Here is a 15,447-nt window from a genome sequence, read left to right as displayed (position 1 = left end):
CTTGTTGCACCCAGTGACACATCGTCGTTTCAACAAACTTCGTGGTTCACTAATACTTGGTTGATTAACTACACAACAACTAGCACACAGATATCGATTCGCCAATAATCTCAGCTAGACGATTCAGAAAATGTTGCACAGGCGAGCTTGGGTAGCTCGCCACTTAGCCCTAGCGCCCGTTTAATAAATGGCAGTTTAGCGCCCGGCAAATGATTCACAGCCTGCATGCCGACACCACGGAGCAATTTTTTGATCGGATGAGCGCCGTCAAACAAACTTCTAAAGCCTTGCATGGCGGCGATCATTTGCGCCGCTTCTGCTTTTCGCCAGCGTTCATAATTGCGCAGTGACGCATGCAGGCCAATGTCTTTTTCTTGCTCAGCAAGGTGTATGAGTGTTTCGGCAAGCGCAGCGGCATCTAGTAACCCTAAATTCACCCCTTGGCCGGCCAGTGGATGAATGGTGTGCGCCGCATCCCCCACCAAGGCCACACGGTCAGCGGCAAATTGCTGTGCATAACGCATGGTTAATGGATAACTGGCGCGCGGCCCCACGGCTTCGCAAAGCCCAAGGGTCACATCAAATTGTGCCGTTAAGGCCTGATTAAATGCCGCATCGTCCATATCCATATAGTGCTGCGCCAAGCACGGCGACACCGACCATACAATCGAGCAAAGGTACGGATCGCTAAGCGGTAAAAAAGCCAGTGGGCCATCCGGCGTGAAGATTTGCCGTGCAACGCCCTGATGAGCAACCTCAGTGCGAACCGTCGCAACAACCGCGTGATGCCCGTAGTCGCGTTGCACCAAAGGTAAACTGGCTTGGCCTCGCACCCAAGAGCGCGCACCATCTGCCCCCACCACCAATTTAGCGGTCACGCCGCCACCAGAGGCAAGCTGTAGCCAGGTTTCTCGCTCACCCATCATCATCGATTGACACTGCTCAGGCATCAGCAGCGTCACATTACTTTGCTGTTTGATTTTATCGAGGAGCGCCAACTGAATGACACGGTTTTCAACAATATGGCCCAGATCACGCTGGCCCAGACTTTGTGCATCAAACGCTATCTCGGCAAAACTGTCTTGCTCCCAAACGTGCATGGCTTGATAACTTGCCATGCGGCGAGATTCAATGCCCGACCAAGCCCCCACGCCGCGCAATATGCGTTCACTGGCGCGGCTTAGGGCTGACACACGGTTATCCGGGATGGTATCCAAGCTGGGCTCAGGGGTTTTCCCTTCAATAACCACCACACGTAAAGCGCTGTGCTCCAACGCTGCCGCCAAGGTGAGCCCCACCATGCCGCCGCCAATGATGGCAATATCTGCATTGATCATCTTCATGTGCGCGCTACCCATCCTATGGTGCGTTGAATAAGAGGTTGTTTAAGACTCGGTAGAGCTGACATCAACCCCAGTCCGAGATTACGAGTGGCCGATAACACCGCATTTTGGTTAGAGAACAGGTGCACTAATCCGGATGTGGTGGCGATGGTAGTCTCTCGGTCAGCTTCTCTACGTTGCGCGTAGCGAGTTAAGACTTGCATGGCACCCAGATCCTCGCCGTGTGCTGACGCTGCCGTCAGAACCTCGGCTAGCGTGATCACATCTCGTAGACCGAGATTAAACCCTTGCCCCGCGATCGGATGGAGGCTTTGTGCCGCATTGCCGACCACAGCCACACGGTGGCTGACTGGACTCACCACTTGATTAAGCACCAACGGATAGGCATGCCGAGTGCCAACATGAAGGAGTTTACCCAAGCGCCATCCAAAGGCAGTCTGCAAACCGTCCAAGAAGGTTGCCTCGCCGCACGAGAGCCAATGGTCGACCTCATCCGGTGACACACACCAGACCACTGAGCACCGCCCCTGCGACATCGGCAGTAACGCCACCGGCCCTGTGCGAGTAAAGCGTTCAAATGCCACCCCTTGATGCGGCAGCGCGGTACTCACGTTGGCAATGATCGCCACCTGATGGAAATCGTGCTGCTGACGTGCGATCTTCAGCTGTTGACAGCATGGCGAGCGTCCGCCATCGGCAGCCACCAGCAATTTTGCCTGCAAGGTCTCTCCTTGCTTGAGCTCAACGGTTACCGACGCTTGCTCTCGATGGATATGTTCGACGTAATCGGGACAATAAAGATCAATGGCGCTGCGATGACTGAGCTGCTGGTGAAAGACACGGCCAGCATCCGCAAGCTCAATCACTTGCCCCAAATAAGGAACACCTTGAGCGTTCGCATCAATCTGTGTCTGCCCCGCATGGCCGCGGTCCGAGACATGGATTTGCTGAATCGGGGTGCCAAATGGCGCTAACGCCGACCATAAACCCAGCGATTCCAGTGCAGCACAGCTTCCCTGTGCCAAGGCAATACTGCGTGCATCATACCCAGGGTGATTGGCATGATCGGGCAACATCGCCTCAACCACGGCAATACGCAGCTGACCGCCACTTAATGTATCCAGCGCAAGTGCGGCCGTGGCACCGGCCATCGCGCCACCGGCAATGATTATATCGTAGGCTTTCATCCCACCTGTCCCTAATCCCATACTGTATGGGGTCATCGCATGTCAGCGATGTTGATTCATTGATTAATGGAGTGTCTTTGGAGTCTCATCCGCATCCGGACGCGCACCCAATTCAGCATGCACTACCATGCAGCACACACGAACATGCTCGCAAACTTGCTCAAGCAGCTCCGCTTGTTCTTGCATATCACCGTCTTCGTCAATGCCAAGCTGGGCAATAGCTTTAAGGTCGCTCAGCGCCTCGGTGACGTCATTGGAGAGTTGACGGCCTTGTTTACCGATCAGCCCCACCCCTGCTAAAAACGCATTGATCCATTCGACAAGGGCTTCTGCTCGAGCGACTACGCCAACCTGCTCGTCGTCAGGGACATAGATATCGAGATCTAAGTCGTCCCCGGTCAATTGTGTTTTCAGCTGGTGATAGCTTTGCATGGCGAGGGTTTTCGCCTCAGTCGGCCATCCCATACCTTGGTTGGTATAGTCGTAAAGCATGGTGAGCCAGCCCCCATCTTCCAGCGCCATACCCCCACTTAACATACCGGCGATTAAGCCATGCATTTCGGCGGGTGTGACGGCAAGGCTATCTGCCGATAAAGTCGTCGCGGCTTGCGCATAAAGAGGTAAACGGGTATCAGTCACAATCTTGCCCTTGGTCGTGCATGTTATAAAACCCACAGTCTACCATTTCACACCGCGTGGCTGAATCGCTCCCGTATCAAAAGCACGCAAACACGCTTTGATACCTCTTCCGATACGAAGACACGGATAAAATCGTTTCATCGTGGCTGGCAGTGTAAATCGACGCGCTACGCAACGGGCATGACAAAGATCAATTCATACTCGGCTTGGCAACTGGCCATAATAAACTGCGGCTTAGCTCTCATCTGCCAACCTGTCAGGGCATGCATCACCCGTTTCCATGTCTAAATTGACAGCAGATACACAGCTTAAGTATTTCAAAGTGGTGTATCACTAAAAATAATTGCTAGAATAGCGGGCATTGTTACTGTGTCGTTGGCCCAAGAATAAGAGGCCGCACGAGGAGCCAGCCAACCATTATGAGCACACAACCGGTTGAAATTAAGATCCTTGATCGCTTTGTTCGGGTCAATTGTCCACCAGGACAAGAACAAGCGCTTAAAGAAGCAGCAAGTGAGTTCGATCAACGGTTGCAACAACTGGCTGAGCGCACTAAAGTAACCAACACAGAGCAGTTAATTGCCATTGCTGCTTTGAATGTTTGCCACGAGCTAAATGAAGCTAAGCAATCATTGGTCGACGTCCAAGATCAGGTTAAGCAACGGAGCGCCCTGATGGTGTCAAAGTTGGACACAGCAATGGCCACGCAAGGACCGCGTAAGTAATCCGAATTCCCTGGGGTGTTTGTCAGCGGATCTACGTCCCTGAGCCGATAAGCAAACCTAAGGGTGTGTTGTTACAAGCTACTGAGCAAGCTCGGCACGTACCGAGAAGCCTACGGTTTGTACTGCCCGCCCGCCTTGAACCAGCGGGTTCAAGGGCCTTCGATCCCGACGGCATCCCGGGGCCCTCTTCCAGACAGGCTAGCATCAAGGACAGTTATGCAGCCCAGACAGCAAATACGTCAACAAGTCCGACACGCCCGCCGGCAACTGAGCGCTGAACAGCAAGAGCACGCCGCCCACGCGGTCATGACACGCTTTATGGCCTTGCCGTCTGTGATCGCCTCTCAGCATATTGCCTTATATTTATCGTTTGATGGTGAGCTTGATACCGCGCCGTTGATTAATGCCTGCTGGCAGGCCGGAAAGTCTGTCTATCTCCCTGTTGTCCATCCATTCAGTCAGGGCCACTTACTGTTTTTACATTACACCCCGACCACCCCGATGCAGTCGAACCGCTACGGGATCGCCGAGCCCAAACTGGATATTCGCTATCTCTTACCCACCCATCAATTGGAGGTGATTGCCACACCCTTGGTTGCCTTTGACGATCGCGGTCAACGGCTGGGCATGGGCGGTGGCTACTATGATCGTACCTTGGCGCTCTGTGCACACCCAAGTGCTACGGCGGTCGGCCTTGCTCATGACTGTCAGCATTGGGGCCAATTACCCACCGAGCAATGGGACATGCCCCTTCCCCACATATTAACGCCCAGTCACCATTGGCACTGGTCAGCCACGAATTCGCGACCTCTATCCTGACGGCGTCGACGCGCTTCGCTATAATCGCCGCCAAAACCCCCATTAGGAGTGATCATGAACCAAGACGATAAAAAAAGAGCAGCGGGCGAAGCGGCGGTGGAATATGTCAAACCCGGCAGCATTGTTGGCGTAGGGACAGGCTCGACCGTCAACTACTTCATCGATGCCCTTGAACCGATTAAATCGCAAATTAAAGGCGCTGTTTCCAGTTCAGAAGCATCCACCGAGCGTTTGAAAGCACTGGGCATTGAGGTGTTTGATGCGAACGACGTCGCAAGTCTTGATGTATACGTGGATGGCGCAGATGAAATCAACGCGCGCAAGCATATGATTAAAGGTGGAGGCGCAGCCCTCACCCGTGAAAAGATTGTCGCGGCGATCGCAGATAAATTCATCTGCATTATCGATGACACCAAACACGTTGATGTTCTTGGCGAGTTTCCGCTTCCTGTGGAAGTGATCCCGATGGCACGCTCTTATGTGGCTCGCGAGTTGGTCAAACTCGGGGGCGATCCTTGCTATCGTCAAGGGGTAGTGACCGATAACGGCAACGTGATCTTGGATGTGCACAATATGAAAATCCAAGATCCAAAAGCGATCGAAGATACCATTAACGGTATCGCAGGTGTAGTGACTGTCGGCTTATTCGCCAACCGTGGTGCCGATGTCGTCTTGACCGGCACCGAAAACGGCGTGCAAAAAATTGCAGACTAAACGCATAACCCACCATGCATAGTCGGTGAGAAACGTATTATCTCCCGCAAAAGCCAAACGTTTGCGTTTAGTGTAATCAATAAGTTAAAAGCGCCTTTTTTAAGGTGCTTTTTTTATGGTCTAGAACGGATAATTCTTACCCCTTCGCAAAATTTTTGTTATCTTGGTCACTGTTCTGATACCGGCACATCGCGCGCCCTCCTGCGGCTTCGCGAATGAGATCAGCCTAATGACAGCGCTTCTAGCCGCTTTTTCTTAGCAGACGCGTTAAGGGCACAGGGTCACGATGCGCCCCGGCACTCAGGCGCAACATTGCTACCACTATTGTTTCTAAGGAAGAGAACAGCCCGCATGTCACACTATTCACTGGACAAGAATAAGATCAAAATTCTGCTCCTCGAAGGCGTCCACCCCACGGCGTTAGAGGCCTTCAAGCAAGCTGGTTATACCAATATTGAGTATCACAAAGGCTCCCTCACCGGTGAGGCGCTGGAAGAAGCGATTCAAGATGCTCACTTTGTCGGCTTGCGTTCACGTACCCAGCTGACTGAATCGGTTTTCGCAAAGGCGAAAAAATTGGTCGCAGTAGGCTGCTTTTGTATCGGAACTAACCAAGTTGATCTCGACGCAGCTGCTCAACGTGGTATCCCGGTTTTTAATGCCCCCTTCTCAAATACCCGCAGCGTCGCCGAATTAGTGCTTGGGGAGATCCTGCTGCTGCTACGTGGTATTCCGGAAAAGAATGCCAAAGCACATCGTGGCGAATGGCAGAAATCCGCCGAACGCTCGTTTGAAGCACGCGGAAAAGTATTAGGAATTATCGGTTATGGCCACATCGGGACGCAGCTGAGTATTTTGGCAGAGAACCTTGGCATGAACGTTTGTTATTACGATATCGATAACAAGCTCTCACTCGGAAATGCCGTGCAAGTCAACTCGCTGACTGAATTATTAAACCGTAGTGATGTGATTTCATTGCACGTTCCAGAAACCGAAAGCACTCAAAACATGATCGGCAGTGAAGAATTCGCCCGCATGAAGCCCGGTGCTATCTTTATTAATGCCTCACGCGGTACAGTGGTGGACATTGATGCCCTATGTGGCGCGCTCGAGAGCAACCATTTGTCCGGAGCGGCGATTGATGTATTCCCTGTTGAGCCTAAAACCAATAATGATCCCTTCAGCTCACCGCTGCAGGCCTTTGATAATGCGCTGCTCACCCCACACATTGGTGGCTCGACACAAGAAGCGCAGGAAAACATTGGCCTTGAGGTAGCAGGCAAGTTGATCAAGTACTCTGATAACGGCTCGACACTCTCTTGTGTCAACTTCCCAGAGGTGTCACTGCCAGAGCATCAAGGGCGTTCTCGTTTACTCCACATTCACGCGAACCGTCCCGGTGTGTTGACCAAAATCAACACCACCTTTGCCGATGAAGGCATCAACATCGCCGCACAATATCTGCAAACTTCAGCAAAAATTGGCTATGTGGTCATTGATGTCGAAACCGAACAGGCTGATAAAGCACTGAAAAAGCTGAAAGCGATTGAAGGCACGATTCGCGCCCGCATTCTTCACTAACTGAAAGCGAAAAAAAAAGCCCCATTGGGGCTTTTTTTTTCATTGAGACACAGAGCCGCATCGGCTGATACTTGTCGTAACCTTATTGCCTGTGCGTTACTGTTCTTCACGCAAAAAGACCAACTCATTCCCTTTGGAATGTGCCTCGCTAAAATAGTAGCCGCCAACATCAAATGTCTTGATAGCTTCAATGGATGTCGCACGCTGATCAATCAAATAGCGCGCCATCATGCCACGGGCTTTTTTGGCGTAAAAACTGATCACCTTGTATTGACCGTTCTTACAGTCTTTAAAGACAGGGGTCACAATGTCGCCGTCGAGTTTTTTCTTGTTTACCGCTTTGAAATACTCATTGGAGGCCAAGTTCACCAGTAATCGATCATCTTGCTCTGCCAAGGTGCGATTCAATGTCTCAGTGATGATATCACCCCAAAACTGATACAAGTTATCACCGCGCGATGTCGCCAGCTTGGTGCCCATTTCAAGACGATAAGGTTGCATCAAATCCAATGGCCGCAATAGGCCATACAGCCCCGACAGCATACGGAAATGTGCCTGCGCCCAATCAAAGTCCTCTTCAGACATTGAAGTGGCATCCAGACCCGTATAAACATCCCCTTTAAACGCCAGTACCGCAGGGCGTGCATTATCAGTGGTAAAGGTTGGAGACCATTCGGCAAAACGGACCGCATTCAGACTGGCAATTTTATCACTCACCTTCATTAACGCACCGATATCGGCGGGCGTTAATTGGCGACATACCTCGATCAATGCTTGAGAGTGCTCAGTCAGCATGGGTTGGGTATGACGTTGCGTCGGCAATGGTGACTCATAATCCAATGTTTTTGCGGGGGAGACCACAATCAGCATCTTGCTAACCCTTATGTTATCTGTCTGTTGCCAAGACTATCATTCCAGCATAAAAAAGCCACCGCATCACGGTCACTGCTTGGGCAAAGGCCAAGCCTTTTCGTCCAATTGGCTGTGAAGCTCAGGGAAGCGGCGACTATCAAACACAGGCACTCGCCCTAACGAACGTTGGGTGTGGTAATCAGCGGCCAAGCGCTTAACAATGCCAGACAGCAATAAGATCGCAATCATGTTCACCAAGGCCATCATGCCCATTGATGCATCCGCAAGCGTCCACACTAAGGGGAGCTCGGCCAGCGCGCCAAACATCACCATGCCCAATACCAATGCTCGAAAATAAGGCAGTGCCGGGCGCAAACGACCATTGATAAACAACAAATTGGTTTCTGCATACGAATAATTGGCAATGATGGAGGTAAACGCAAAGAAGAAAATCGCCACCGCCACAAATTGCTCACCCCAATCGCCGACCTGAGCACTTAAGGCACGCTGTGTCAGTTCCACCCCCGTGACTTCGCCACCGGGTATATACTCCCCCGATAGCAGAATAATCGCGACGGTTGCGGTGCATATCACCAGAGTATCGACAAAGACGCCCAGCATTTGCACATAGCCTTGAGAAACTGGATGAGGCGGATAGGGTGTGGCGGAGGCGGCGGCATTCGGCGCCGAGCCCATGCCCGCCTCATTCGAGAAAAGGCCACGTTTAATCCCCTGAATCATCCCTTGCGCCAAGGTGTAACCCAATGCGCCAGAAGCGGCTTCATGAAGACCAAAAGCACTTTTAACCACCAGCGATATCACGGCGGGCACTTGCTCGAGATGGGTCAACATTACATAACACGCCAGAGATAAATAGAGCAGCGCCATCACAGGGACTAAGACCTCAGCTGTGCGTGCAATTTGACGTAAGCCACCATAAATAATCAACCCACTAACCAGTGCCAGTCCTGCACCGACATAGGCGGGAGGCCAGCCAAAAGCCACTTGGGCAGCCTGTGAAATCGAATTCGCTTGAACTGAGTTAAACACCAAACCAAAGGCAAGGATCAGCAGCAACGAGAACAATATTCCCATCCAGCGCATCCCCAAGCCATGTTCCATATAGTAAGCCGGACCGCCTCGGAAGTAGCCATCCGGATCGCGAACTTTATAGACCTGTGCCAAGGTGCTTTCCGCAAAGGCAGTCGCCATTCCCAGAAACGCCATCAGCCACATCCAAAAAATCGCCCCTGGTCCACCAAGAGAGAGTGCAACCGCCACACCAGCCATATTGCCTGTCCCGACGCGTGCAGCCAGTCCAGTACACAAGGCTTGAAACGACGAAATTCCCGAAATGTCGCGGCGGCGACTATGACGCATCACAGAAAACATATGGGAGAAGTGACGGAACTGAATGCCACCGAGTTTTAGCGAAAAGAAGACGCCACCGCCGATCAGCACATAAATGAGCACCGAGCCCCATATCAGGTCGTTAATAAAGGTTAAAAGGCTCAAATGACTGTCCCTCGTCGTGTCGTGATTGCTGTCTGCGGCGCAATCTTCGCTTGTCTGACCGGTAAGATCAATTGATGGCCGCCCTTGGCTGTGCTGGTCATCACTGTTTTTAAAAATTCAGTGATGGCGTTCTCATAAAAAGTTCATCAATCTGCCACAAATGAGAAATACTTCAATTTTACGGTAGGGCGAGCTGTGGTATTTAAAACCTAACCGCAAGGTGAACAAGGGGTGACTATGGATAACTTTGCCTTTAACGACATGTTCGAGCAAGACAAGCCACAACGCAGCGGACGCGCAAAACCAGTCAAACGTAAATGGAGAGAAATTGAAGCGCTGAAGGACAAACAGCGACTGAGAAAAGAATTGGAAGAAATCGATATGTATGGCGATTTCTCTCAACTGGACCTTGATTAACTCACCGATAAAAGGATGCGAAAAAGGTGCTCACTGAGCACCTCAGACTGCTGACAAAGGTCTAGCTTTCGAGCTAGACCTTTGATCTAATAGGAGTGTCGCAATAGGGATGCTCCGGTATGCTTCAAGAACCTTCTCCACACCAATATGAACTTGAAATGGTGACGATGGAACAACTTGTTCCCAAAGACCATCTTGTTCGTAAAATCGACCGTGCCATCGACTTCGAGTTTATTCGAGATGAAGTCGCCCACCTTTATTGCAAAGATAATGGCCGTCCACCCGTTGACCCCGTTCGCTTATTTAAAATCATCCTGCTTGGCTATCTCTTCGGCATCAAAAGCGAGCGCCAGCTTGTTAAAGAAATTGAAGTCAACGTTGCTTATCGTTGGTTCTTGCGTATGTCGCTGACAGAGAAGGTCATCCATGCGTCCACGCTGAGCCAAAATCGTATTCGTCGCTTTAATGGCACGGATGTCTTCGAACGCATATTCAACCATATTGTGGTTCAAGCCATGGAGAAGGGCTTAGTCGCAGGGCAAGAGCTGTATACCGATAGCACACACCTTAAAGCCAGTGCGAACAAAAATAAGCATGTGAATAAACTGCGCCCGGTGAGCGCCGGCGCTTACCTAGAGATGTTGGATGAAGACATCGCCTGTGACCGCAAAGCAGAAGGAAAAAAGCCGTTCAAGGACGCGCCATTAAAAACGGACGTCAAAAACACAAAAGTGAGTACGACTGACCCTGAAAGTGGTTTTATGACCAGAGATAATAAGCCCCAAGGCTTCTTCTATCTTGACCATAGGACCGTTGATGGTAAGCACGGTATCATCGTCGATACGTATACAACCCCAGGGAATGTCAACGACTCACAACCGTATATCCATCGCCTTGACCACACACTCACGCAATTTAACCTCAATCCTATTGCCGTGGGCATCGATGCTGGCTACTTCACGGCACCGGTTGCCGAATCCTTAGAGCGTCGCAGCATTCTTGGCGTATTCGGCTATCGTCGCCCTTCTCGAACGAAGAATACGTTCAAGAAAAAACACTTCACATACGATAAGAAAACCGACACATATCGCTGCCCCAAAGGGCAAACGCTTATCTATAAAACAACCACAAGAGCCGGCTATCGTACTTATCACTCAGACCCAAAGCAGTGTGCGTTCTGTCCGGTTAGAAACGACTGTACGCAAAGTAAGACCATGCAAAAGGTCATCACGCGTCATCTTTACACTGATGCAGTCGAGCGTGCCAATGAAATGCGACTGTCTCGTTATGGCAAAAAGATATACAAGCGACGAAGTGAGACTGTGGAGCGAAGCTTCGCCGACGCTAAGCAGCATCATGGGCATCGCTACGCACGCTTCCGAGGGCTTGCAAATGTGCAAATGCAATGCTGGCTGGCGGCGGCTGCTCAAAACATCAAGAAGATAGCGTTAGTGGTGAGCTATCTAAGAAAATGTGGCTTTAACATGGCGGATATAAGGCAAATACTGGCTTCTATCCGCCAATTTAGGCGTTGGTCGGTAACGACCACTCTCTAACAAAAAATATCGCGATCGCGGCCTACGGCCGCTTATCAAAAAGAACCCCGCCTAAAAAGGCGGGGTTCGTCAGCAATCTGAGGTGCTCACTGAGCACCTTTTTTATTGGTCAGGTTTTATCTGACCAAGACGGCTTTGCCCCTCAATCACTTGGCTTTCTACGCATCATCCAGGGTGGGTTGCCAATCAATGGGCGCTTTACCTTGCTCGCGCAATAATGCGTTAGTTTGTGAGAAATGGCGGCAGCCCAAGAAGCCTCGATGCGCTGACAGTGGAGAGGGATGTGGCGCAGTTAAAACATGATGGCGCGTACGATCAATCGCTTTGCCTTTTTTCTGAGCATGCGCGCCCCAAAGCAAGAACACCACACCATCACCATGCTGATTGACAGCCTCAATCACTCGGTCAGTAAAGGTCTCCCACCCCAGCTTGGCATGAGAGTGCGCCTTTCCTTGTTCAACAGTCAGTACCGTGTTTAACAATAACACGCCCTGCTCTGCCCAGCTTTTCAAGTAGCCATGTAAAGGGATCTGAAATCCCTCGATATCCGTCGCTAGCTCTTTATAAATATTGACCAACGAAGGTGGCGTTTTTACCCCGGGTAATACGGAAAAGCAGAGCCCATGGGCCTGATTGGGCCCATGGTAAGGGTCTTGGCCTAAAATCACGACTTTCACATCGCCAAGTTCAGTAAAACGAAAGGCGTTGAATACATCCTCTTTGGGAGGAAAAACCGTGACGCCACTGGCCCGGACCTTTTCCACATAGGCTAGCGTATCGCGAAAATACGCTTGCTCCTTCTCGTTGGCTAGCACCTGCTGCCACGTTTGCGCCTGAGTCATGGTTGCTCCTTATCATCACACTGGCGCCATTTTAACGAGACAAACAGATGAAATCAGTGTGTGGCGCGATCTTTTGTTCTTTCTGTGTGGGCATGGTAATGACGTTGGCAGCGCCCTTGTACCGCTCGGTTCGGGGTCGGTAAGCTCGCGTGTGAACGTGGCGATAATGTTCTAGTCATGGGTCGCTCCTTATCTATGCGTGTGCCTAGAACATCATGAAAAATCAATGCCAAGTTTAAATAGCTATATATTTCAAACGATTAATAAAATTCGAGAAGAACACTCCGCCAGCCATGTACCAATATGGTGCAAAACTGCCTACCCATCGATCAATCTCGCCCTTACTTTTGTAGTAAATTTACAACAAAATAGCGCTATAAATACGAATGCTTGTCGCTGCGCGTTGTGCTCTTATCATCAAATTGATTTTGTTCACAATAATATTGATATCAAATAACTATCTTCACGATAAAGACGATTAAATATTGACCTAAATCAAAATAACCCTACAGATAAAGAGGTATATATGAACGTCGAAAGTGATGAAATCTTACATCACTAAAGTCACTATCAGAAAAAGGGGATAGGCCATGATCACCGGCATTCAAGTAACCTCAGCGGCCAATGATGATCTCATCAATTCTATTTGGTTGATTGATAAAGAAACCGACCAAGCACGCTGTGTCTGTGCAAAACAAGGCTTTGAGGCGGATCAAGAAGTCGCGCTGTCTTCTTTGGGTGAGTTTGACTACCGTGAAGTCAATATCGAAACCCAAGCGGTTAATGAAGGGGGTCAACACCTGAACGTTAACGTGCTGAAGCGTGAAACTTTGGAAGATGCAGCCAAGCACCCAGAAAAATACCCGCAACTGACCATCCGTGTCTCGGGCTATGCGGTTCGCTTTAATTCACTGACCCCTGAACAACAGCGTGACGTGATCACCCGTACGTTTACAAGCTCACTGTAAACACACAGGTTATAAAGAAACAGCCCGCTTTGGCGGGCTGTTTTTGGTTAAGCGCTCAAATTAAGCAGGTACGCTCTTAAGACCGAGAAGTCGGTCTCTTGCTCACTCGACAATAAATCCATCTGCGCATGTTTTGCCAATGGCCCTGGCAGCGGAATATCCTTGTGTAAAATCGCATCGACCGACTCTTTAAACTTGGCCGGATGCGCGGTACACAAGAAAATCCCCTCTTCTTCCTCGCCAAGCTGTTGTGCTAACAAACGATAGGCAATGGCTCCATGCGGCTCGCATAAATAGTCTTGCTCAGCAAGCTGCGTCAAACTCTCTGCGGTTTGCGCATCGTCTGCGCGTCCTGATGCCAATTCGCTCAGCGCCCACCCTTCACGGCGGAAAAGCTCTTCGATACGCGGCCAGTTGTTCGGCTGACTGACATCCATCGCATTCGATAAAGTTGCGACTGTGGTTTGCGGCTGCCACTGCCCGGAGGCTAAATAGCGTGGCACCGTATCATTGGCATTGGTGGCAGCGATAAAGCGTTTAATCGGCAGCCCCATCGCCTTGGCAATCAAGCCCGCAGTCAGGTTGCCAAAGTTACCACTGGGTACCGCGACAACCACTTGGTCTCGCTTGTACTGAGGGATCTGCGCAAGCGCTTCAAAATAGTAGCAAATTTGCGCCATCAGCCGGCTGATATTGATTGAGTTTGCTGAGTTTAAGCCGATGGTTTGACGCAGCTCTTTATCATCAAAGGCTTGCTTCACCATCGTCTGGCAGTCGTCAAATGTGCCGTTCACTGCCACGGTGTGAATATTGCCGCCGAGAGTACAAAACAGCTTTTCTTGCAGTGGGCTAATTTTGCCTTTCGGATACAAAATCACCACGTTGATGTTTTCAATGCCATAAAACGCATGAGCAACGGCAGCACCGGTATCGCCTGATGTGGCGGTGAGAATCGTGATCTTGTTGCCGTCTGACACTGCCGCGAGAGATTGCGCCATAAAACGACCACCAAAATCTTTGAAGGCGAGCGTTGGCCCATGGAAAAGTTCTAACGCATGAATGCGCTCAGTGACAGATTTGAGTGGTGCCTCAAAGGTAAACGCCTGCGCCACCAGCTCATGGATTTGGCTTTTTGGCAGTTCGTCGCCAATCAAGGCCGAGAGGATCTCAGTGCTACGCTCTACCAATGGCATCGACAACAAGGCATCGATATCCTCAAATTGCGGTATGTGCTCGGGGAAAAACAGCCCTTGTCCTCGCCCCAATCCTTGTTTGACCGCTTGCGCGAACGACACGGTTTCACTGTGATCTTTGATGTTGTAAAGCTTCATGCCTGACTTCCTATTTCTTTTGCGCCCTGTCCATCAATGCGACATACATGAACAAAGCCATCATTATTTTGTACGTAGTGCTCGCGCAGCCATTGTGCGAGTCGCTCGGCAACCTGTAAATCATCACAGATGCTAAACAAGGTCGGCCCAGAGCCTGAAATCCCTGTCGCAAGTGCGCCACAGCTGTCTGCATACGCCCGCGCTTCAACAAAGCCCGGCAACAGTTTTTGCCGATAGGGCTCTGCAATCACATCACAAATCAAGCTCGCCGCCAGAGCAGGTTGTTGAGTGTGACACGCGTGAATAAAGCCGCCTAAATATCGCCCGTGGGCAATAACGTCTTGACGGCGATACTGTGCGGGCAAGATAGTGCGTGCTTCTGCAGTCGAGACTTTAATCCCGGGGTAAGCCATCACCCAATACCAGTTGTCAAAATGTGGTACGGCTTGGCTGATCACGCCTTGGCTTTCCAGCATCAGTTGCAAGCCACCTAAGTAGCAAGGCGCCACGTTGTCATAGTGTAAGCTGCCCGAAATACTGGCTTCCATCTCCCCCATTAGCGCTAGCATGGTGGTTTCATCCAGTGGGTTACCGTGAAAGCGGTTTAACGCATCAAGTGCTGCAACAATCGAACACGCACTGGATCCCAATCCGGAGCCGATGGGCATATTCTTTTCCAGCAACATCGCCACCGGCTTTACCGCGATCCCTTGACCCTGCAGCGCATGTGCATACGCTTGGTAGGCCTGATAGACAATATTGTCCTTTTCATCAGCAGGAAGCTTGTCGGTAAATCGCCCTTCACAGCGCAGCGAAAAGGGGCGGTCGCTGCCCGCCTTCACTTCAACCACATCCCCCAGCAAGCTGCCATCGATAGGGCTGACCGCTGCACCTAACACATCAAAACCCACACTCACATTACCAATTGAAGCGGGTGCGTAAACGCGTACTGTCATCA

Annotated in this window: 16 protein-coding genes and 1 other RNA gene; 8 read left to right on the top strand and 9 right to left on the bottom strand. The window is 50.7% G+C overall.

What is annotated here, in order from left to right; genetic code table 11:
• Positions 1-110: 110 nt before the first annotated feature.
• From N7E60_RS02825 to N7E60_RS02815, 3 genes are all read right to left on the bottom strand, one after another.
• The gene (locus N7E60_RS02825; RefSeq protein WP_269598075.1) at positions 111-1,343 is read right to left on the bottom strand and encodes an FAD-dependent 2-octaprenylphenol hydroxylase; all 1,233 of its coding nucleotides are present in this window, start codon (positions 1,341-1,343) and stop codon (positions 111-113) included.
• A complete protein-coding gene (gene ubiH / locus N7E60_RS02820) occupies positions 1,340-2,530 on the bottom strand; it encodes a 2-octaprenyl-6-methoxyphenyl hydroxylase (RefSeq protein WP_269598074.1) in 1,191 nt (396 codons plus the stop codon). Before ubiH ends, N7E60_RS02825 begins: the two co-directional genes overlap by 4 nt.
• A gap of 63 nt (positions 2,531-2,593) precedes the next feature.
• On the bottom strand, positions 2,594-3,169 hold the full coding sequence (locus N7E60_RS02815) for a UPF0149 family protein (protein WP_069589761.1): 576 nt from the start codon (positions 3,167-3,169) through the stop codon (positions 2,594-2,596).
• Positions 3,170-3,588: 419 nt separating this feature from the next.
• On the opposite strand from N7E60_RS02815, the gene zapA reads away from it, so the two are divergent.
• From zapA to serA, 5 genes are all read left to right on the top strand, one after another.
• Positions 3,589-3,894 carry a cell division protein ZapA gene (gene zapA, locus N7E60_RS02810; RefSeq protein WP_096630961.1) on the top strand — a complete coding sequence of 102 codons (306 nt, stop codon included), beginning with the start codon at positions 3,589-3,591 and terminating at the stop codon, positions 3,892-3,894.
• 4 nt (positions 3,895-3,898) lie between these two features.
• Positions 3,899-4,081, top strand: a non-coding RNA gene (gene ssrS / locus N7E60_RS02805) — 6S RNA.
• A 29-nt stretch (positions 4,082-4,110) separates the two neighbouring features.
• On the top strand, positions 4,111-4,713 hold the full coding sequence (locus N7E60_RS02800; RefSeq protein WP_069589764.1) for a 5-formyltetrahydrofolate cyclo-ligase: 603 nt from the start codon (positions 4,111-4,113) through the stop codon (positions 4,711-4,713).
• A 54-nt stretch (positions 4,714-4,767) separates the two neighbouring features.
• Positions 4,768-5,427, top strand: a complete 660-nt coding sequence (gene rpiA / locus N7E60_RS02795; RefSeq protein WP_269598073.1) for a ribose-5-phosphate isomerase RpiA — start codon at positions 4,768-4,770, stop codon at positions 5,425-5,427.
• Between the two features lie 351 nt (positions 5,428-5,778).
• Positions 5,779-7,008 (top strand): phosphoglycerate dehydrogenase, encoded by a 1,230-nt coding sequence (serA, locus tag N7E60_RS02790; protein WP_069589766.1) that lies wholly within the window; start codon positions 5,779-5,781, stop codon positions 7,006-7,008.
• Between the two features lie 96 nt (positions 7,009-7,104).
• Here the strand turns inward: serA and yaaA are convergent, their stop codons facing one another.
• Together yaaA and N7E60_RS02780 are read right to left on the bottom strand one after the other, a co-directional pair.
• Positions 7,105-7,878: a peroxide stress protein YaaA gene (gene yaaA, locus N7E60_RS02785; RefSeq protein ID WP_269598072.1), complete on the bottom strand. Its 774-nt coding sequence runs from the start codon at positions 7,876-7,878 to the stop codon at positions 7,105-7,107.
• A 72-nt stretch (positions 7,879-7,950) separates the two neighbouring features.
• Positions 7,951-9,375: an alanine/glycine:cation symporter family protein gene (locus N7E60_RS02780; RefSeq protein WP_077455290.1), complete on the bottom strand. Its 1,425-nt coding sequence runs from the start codon at positions 9,373-9,375 to the stop codon at positions 7,951-7,953.
• 237 nt (positions 9,376-9,612) lie between these two features.
• Here N7E60_RS02780 and N7E60_RS02775 point away from each other — a divergent pair, with 237 nt between their 5' ends.
• Both N7E60_RS02775 and N7E60_RS02770 read left to right on the top strand, forming a co-directional pair.
• On the top strand, positions 9,613-9,792 hold the full coding sequence (locus N7E60_RS02775; RefSeq protein ID WP_069589769.1) for a DUF3545 family protein: 180 nt from the start codon (positions 9,613-9,615) through the stop codon (positions 9,790-9,792).
• A gap of 119 nt (positions 9,793-9,911) precedes the next feature.
• Positions 9,912-11,348 (top strand): IS1182 family transposase, encoded by a 1,437-nt coding sequence (locus tag N7E60_RS02770; protein ID WP_269598071.1) that lies wholly within the window; start codon positions 9,912-9,914, stop codon positions 11,346-11,348.
• Between the two features lie 158 nt (positions 11,349-11,506).
• Here N7E60_RS02770 and ung read toward each other — a convergent pair whose 3' ends face one another.
• Positions 11,507-12,190, bottom strand: a complete 684-nt coding sequence (gene ung, locus N7E60_RS02765) for a uracil-DNA glycosylase (protein WP_269598070.1) — start codon at positions 12,188-12,190, stop codon at positions 11,507-11,509.
• A 53-nt stretch (positions 12,191-12,243) separates the two neighbouring features.
• Positions 12,244-12,369 carry a hypothetical protein gene (locus N7E60_RS02760; RefSeq protein ID WP_268794307.1) on the bottom strand — a complete coding sequence of 42 codons (126 nt, stop codon included), beginning with the start codon at positions 12,367-12,369 and terminating at the stop codon, positions 12,244-12,246.
• 411 nt (positions 12,370-12,780) lie between these two features.
• On the opposite strand from N7E60_RS02760, the gene grcA reads away from it, so the two are divergent.
• The gene (grcA, locus tag N7E60_RS02755; protein ID WP_069589774.1) at positions 12,781-13,158 is read left to right on the top strand and encodes an autonomous glycyl radical cofactor GrcA; all 378 of its coding nucleotides are present in this window, start codon (positions 12,781-12,783) and stop codon (positions 13,156-13,158) included.
• A 47-nt stretch (positions 13,159-13,205) separates the two neighbouring features.
• Here the strand turns inward: grcA and thrC are convergent, their stop codons facing one another.
• Positions 13,206-14,489: a threonine synthase gene (thrC, locus tag N7E60_RS02750; protein WP_269598069.1), complete on the bottom strand. Its 1,284-nt coding sequence runs from the start codon at positions 14,487-14,489 to the stop codon at positions 13,206-13,208.
• Positions 14,486-15,445 carry a homoserine kinase gene (thrB, locus tag N7E60_RS02745; protein WP_167314008.1) on the bottom strand — a complete coding sequence of 320 codons (960 nt, stop codon included), beginning with the start codon at positions 15,443-15,445 and terminating at the stop codon, positions 14,486-14,488. The genes thrC and thrB overlap by 4 nt, the downstream gene beginning before the upstream one ends.
• Positions 15,446-15,447: the final 2 nt, after the last annotated feature.

The sequence above is a fragment of the Salinivibrio proteolyticus genome, assembly GCF_027286365.1.
Lineage (GTDB): Bacteria > Pseudomonadota > Gammaproteobacteria > Enterobacterales > Vibrionaceae > Salinivibrio > Salinivibrio proteolyticus.
The sequence above is the reverse complement of the archived record's forward strand: the minus strand, read 5'-3'. Positions and strand labels throughout refer to the sequence as shown.

Coding starts and splice junctions, on each gene's coding strand:
- ung (WP_269598070.1), bottom strand. CDS start 12,190: ATGACTCAGGCGCAAACGTGGCAGCAGGTGCTAGCCAACGAGAAGGAG.
- N7E60_RS02760 (WP_268794307.1), bottom strand. CDS start 12,369: ATGACTAGAACATTATCGCCACGTTCACACGCGAGCTTACCGACCCCG.
- N7E60_RS02800 (WP_069589764.1), top strand. CDS start 4,111: ATGCAGCCCAGACAGCAAATACGTCAACAAGTCCGACACGCCCGCCGG.
- ubiH (WP_269598074.1), bottom strand. CDS start 2,530: ATGAAAGCCTACGATATAATCATTGCCGGTGGCGCGATGGCCGGTGCC.
- N7E60_RS02775 (WP_069589769.1), top strand. CDS start 9,613: ATGGATAACTTTGCCTTTAACGACATGTTCGAGCAAGACAAGCCACAA.
- yaaA (WP_269598072.1), bottom strand. CDS start 7,878: ATGCTGATTGTGGTCTCCCCCGCAAAAACATTGGATTATGAGTCACCA.
- N7E60_RS02770 (WP_269598071.1), top strand. CDS start 9,912: ATGCTTCAAGAACCTTCTCCACACCAATATGAACTTGAAATGGTGACG.
- thrB (WP_167314008.1), bottom strand. CDS start 15,445: ATGACAGTACGCGTTTACGCACCCGCTTCAATTGGTAATGTGAGTGTG.
- serA (WP_069589766.1), top strand. CDS start 5,779: ATGTCACACTATTCACTGGACAAGAATAAGATCAAAATTCTGCTCCTC.
- grcA (WP_069589774.1), top strand. CDS start 12,781: ATGATCACCGGCATTCAAGTAACCTCAGCGGCCAATGATGATCTCATC.
- zapA (WP_096630961.1), top strand. CDS start 3,589: ATGAGCACACAACCGGTTGAAATTAAGATCCTTGATCGCTTTGTTCGG.
- thrC (WP_269598069.1), bottom strand. CDS start 14,489: ATGAAGCTTTACAACATCAAAGATCACAGTGAAACCGTGTCGTTCGCG.
- rpiA (WP_269598073.1), top strand. CDS start 4,768: ATGAACCAAGACGATAAAAAAAGAGCAGCGGGCGAAGCGGCGGTGGAA.
- N7E60_RS02825 (WP_269598075.1), bottom strand. CDS start 1,343: ATGAAGATGATCAATGCAGATATTGCCATCATTGGCGGCGGCATGGTG.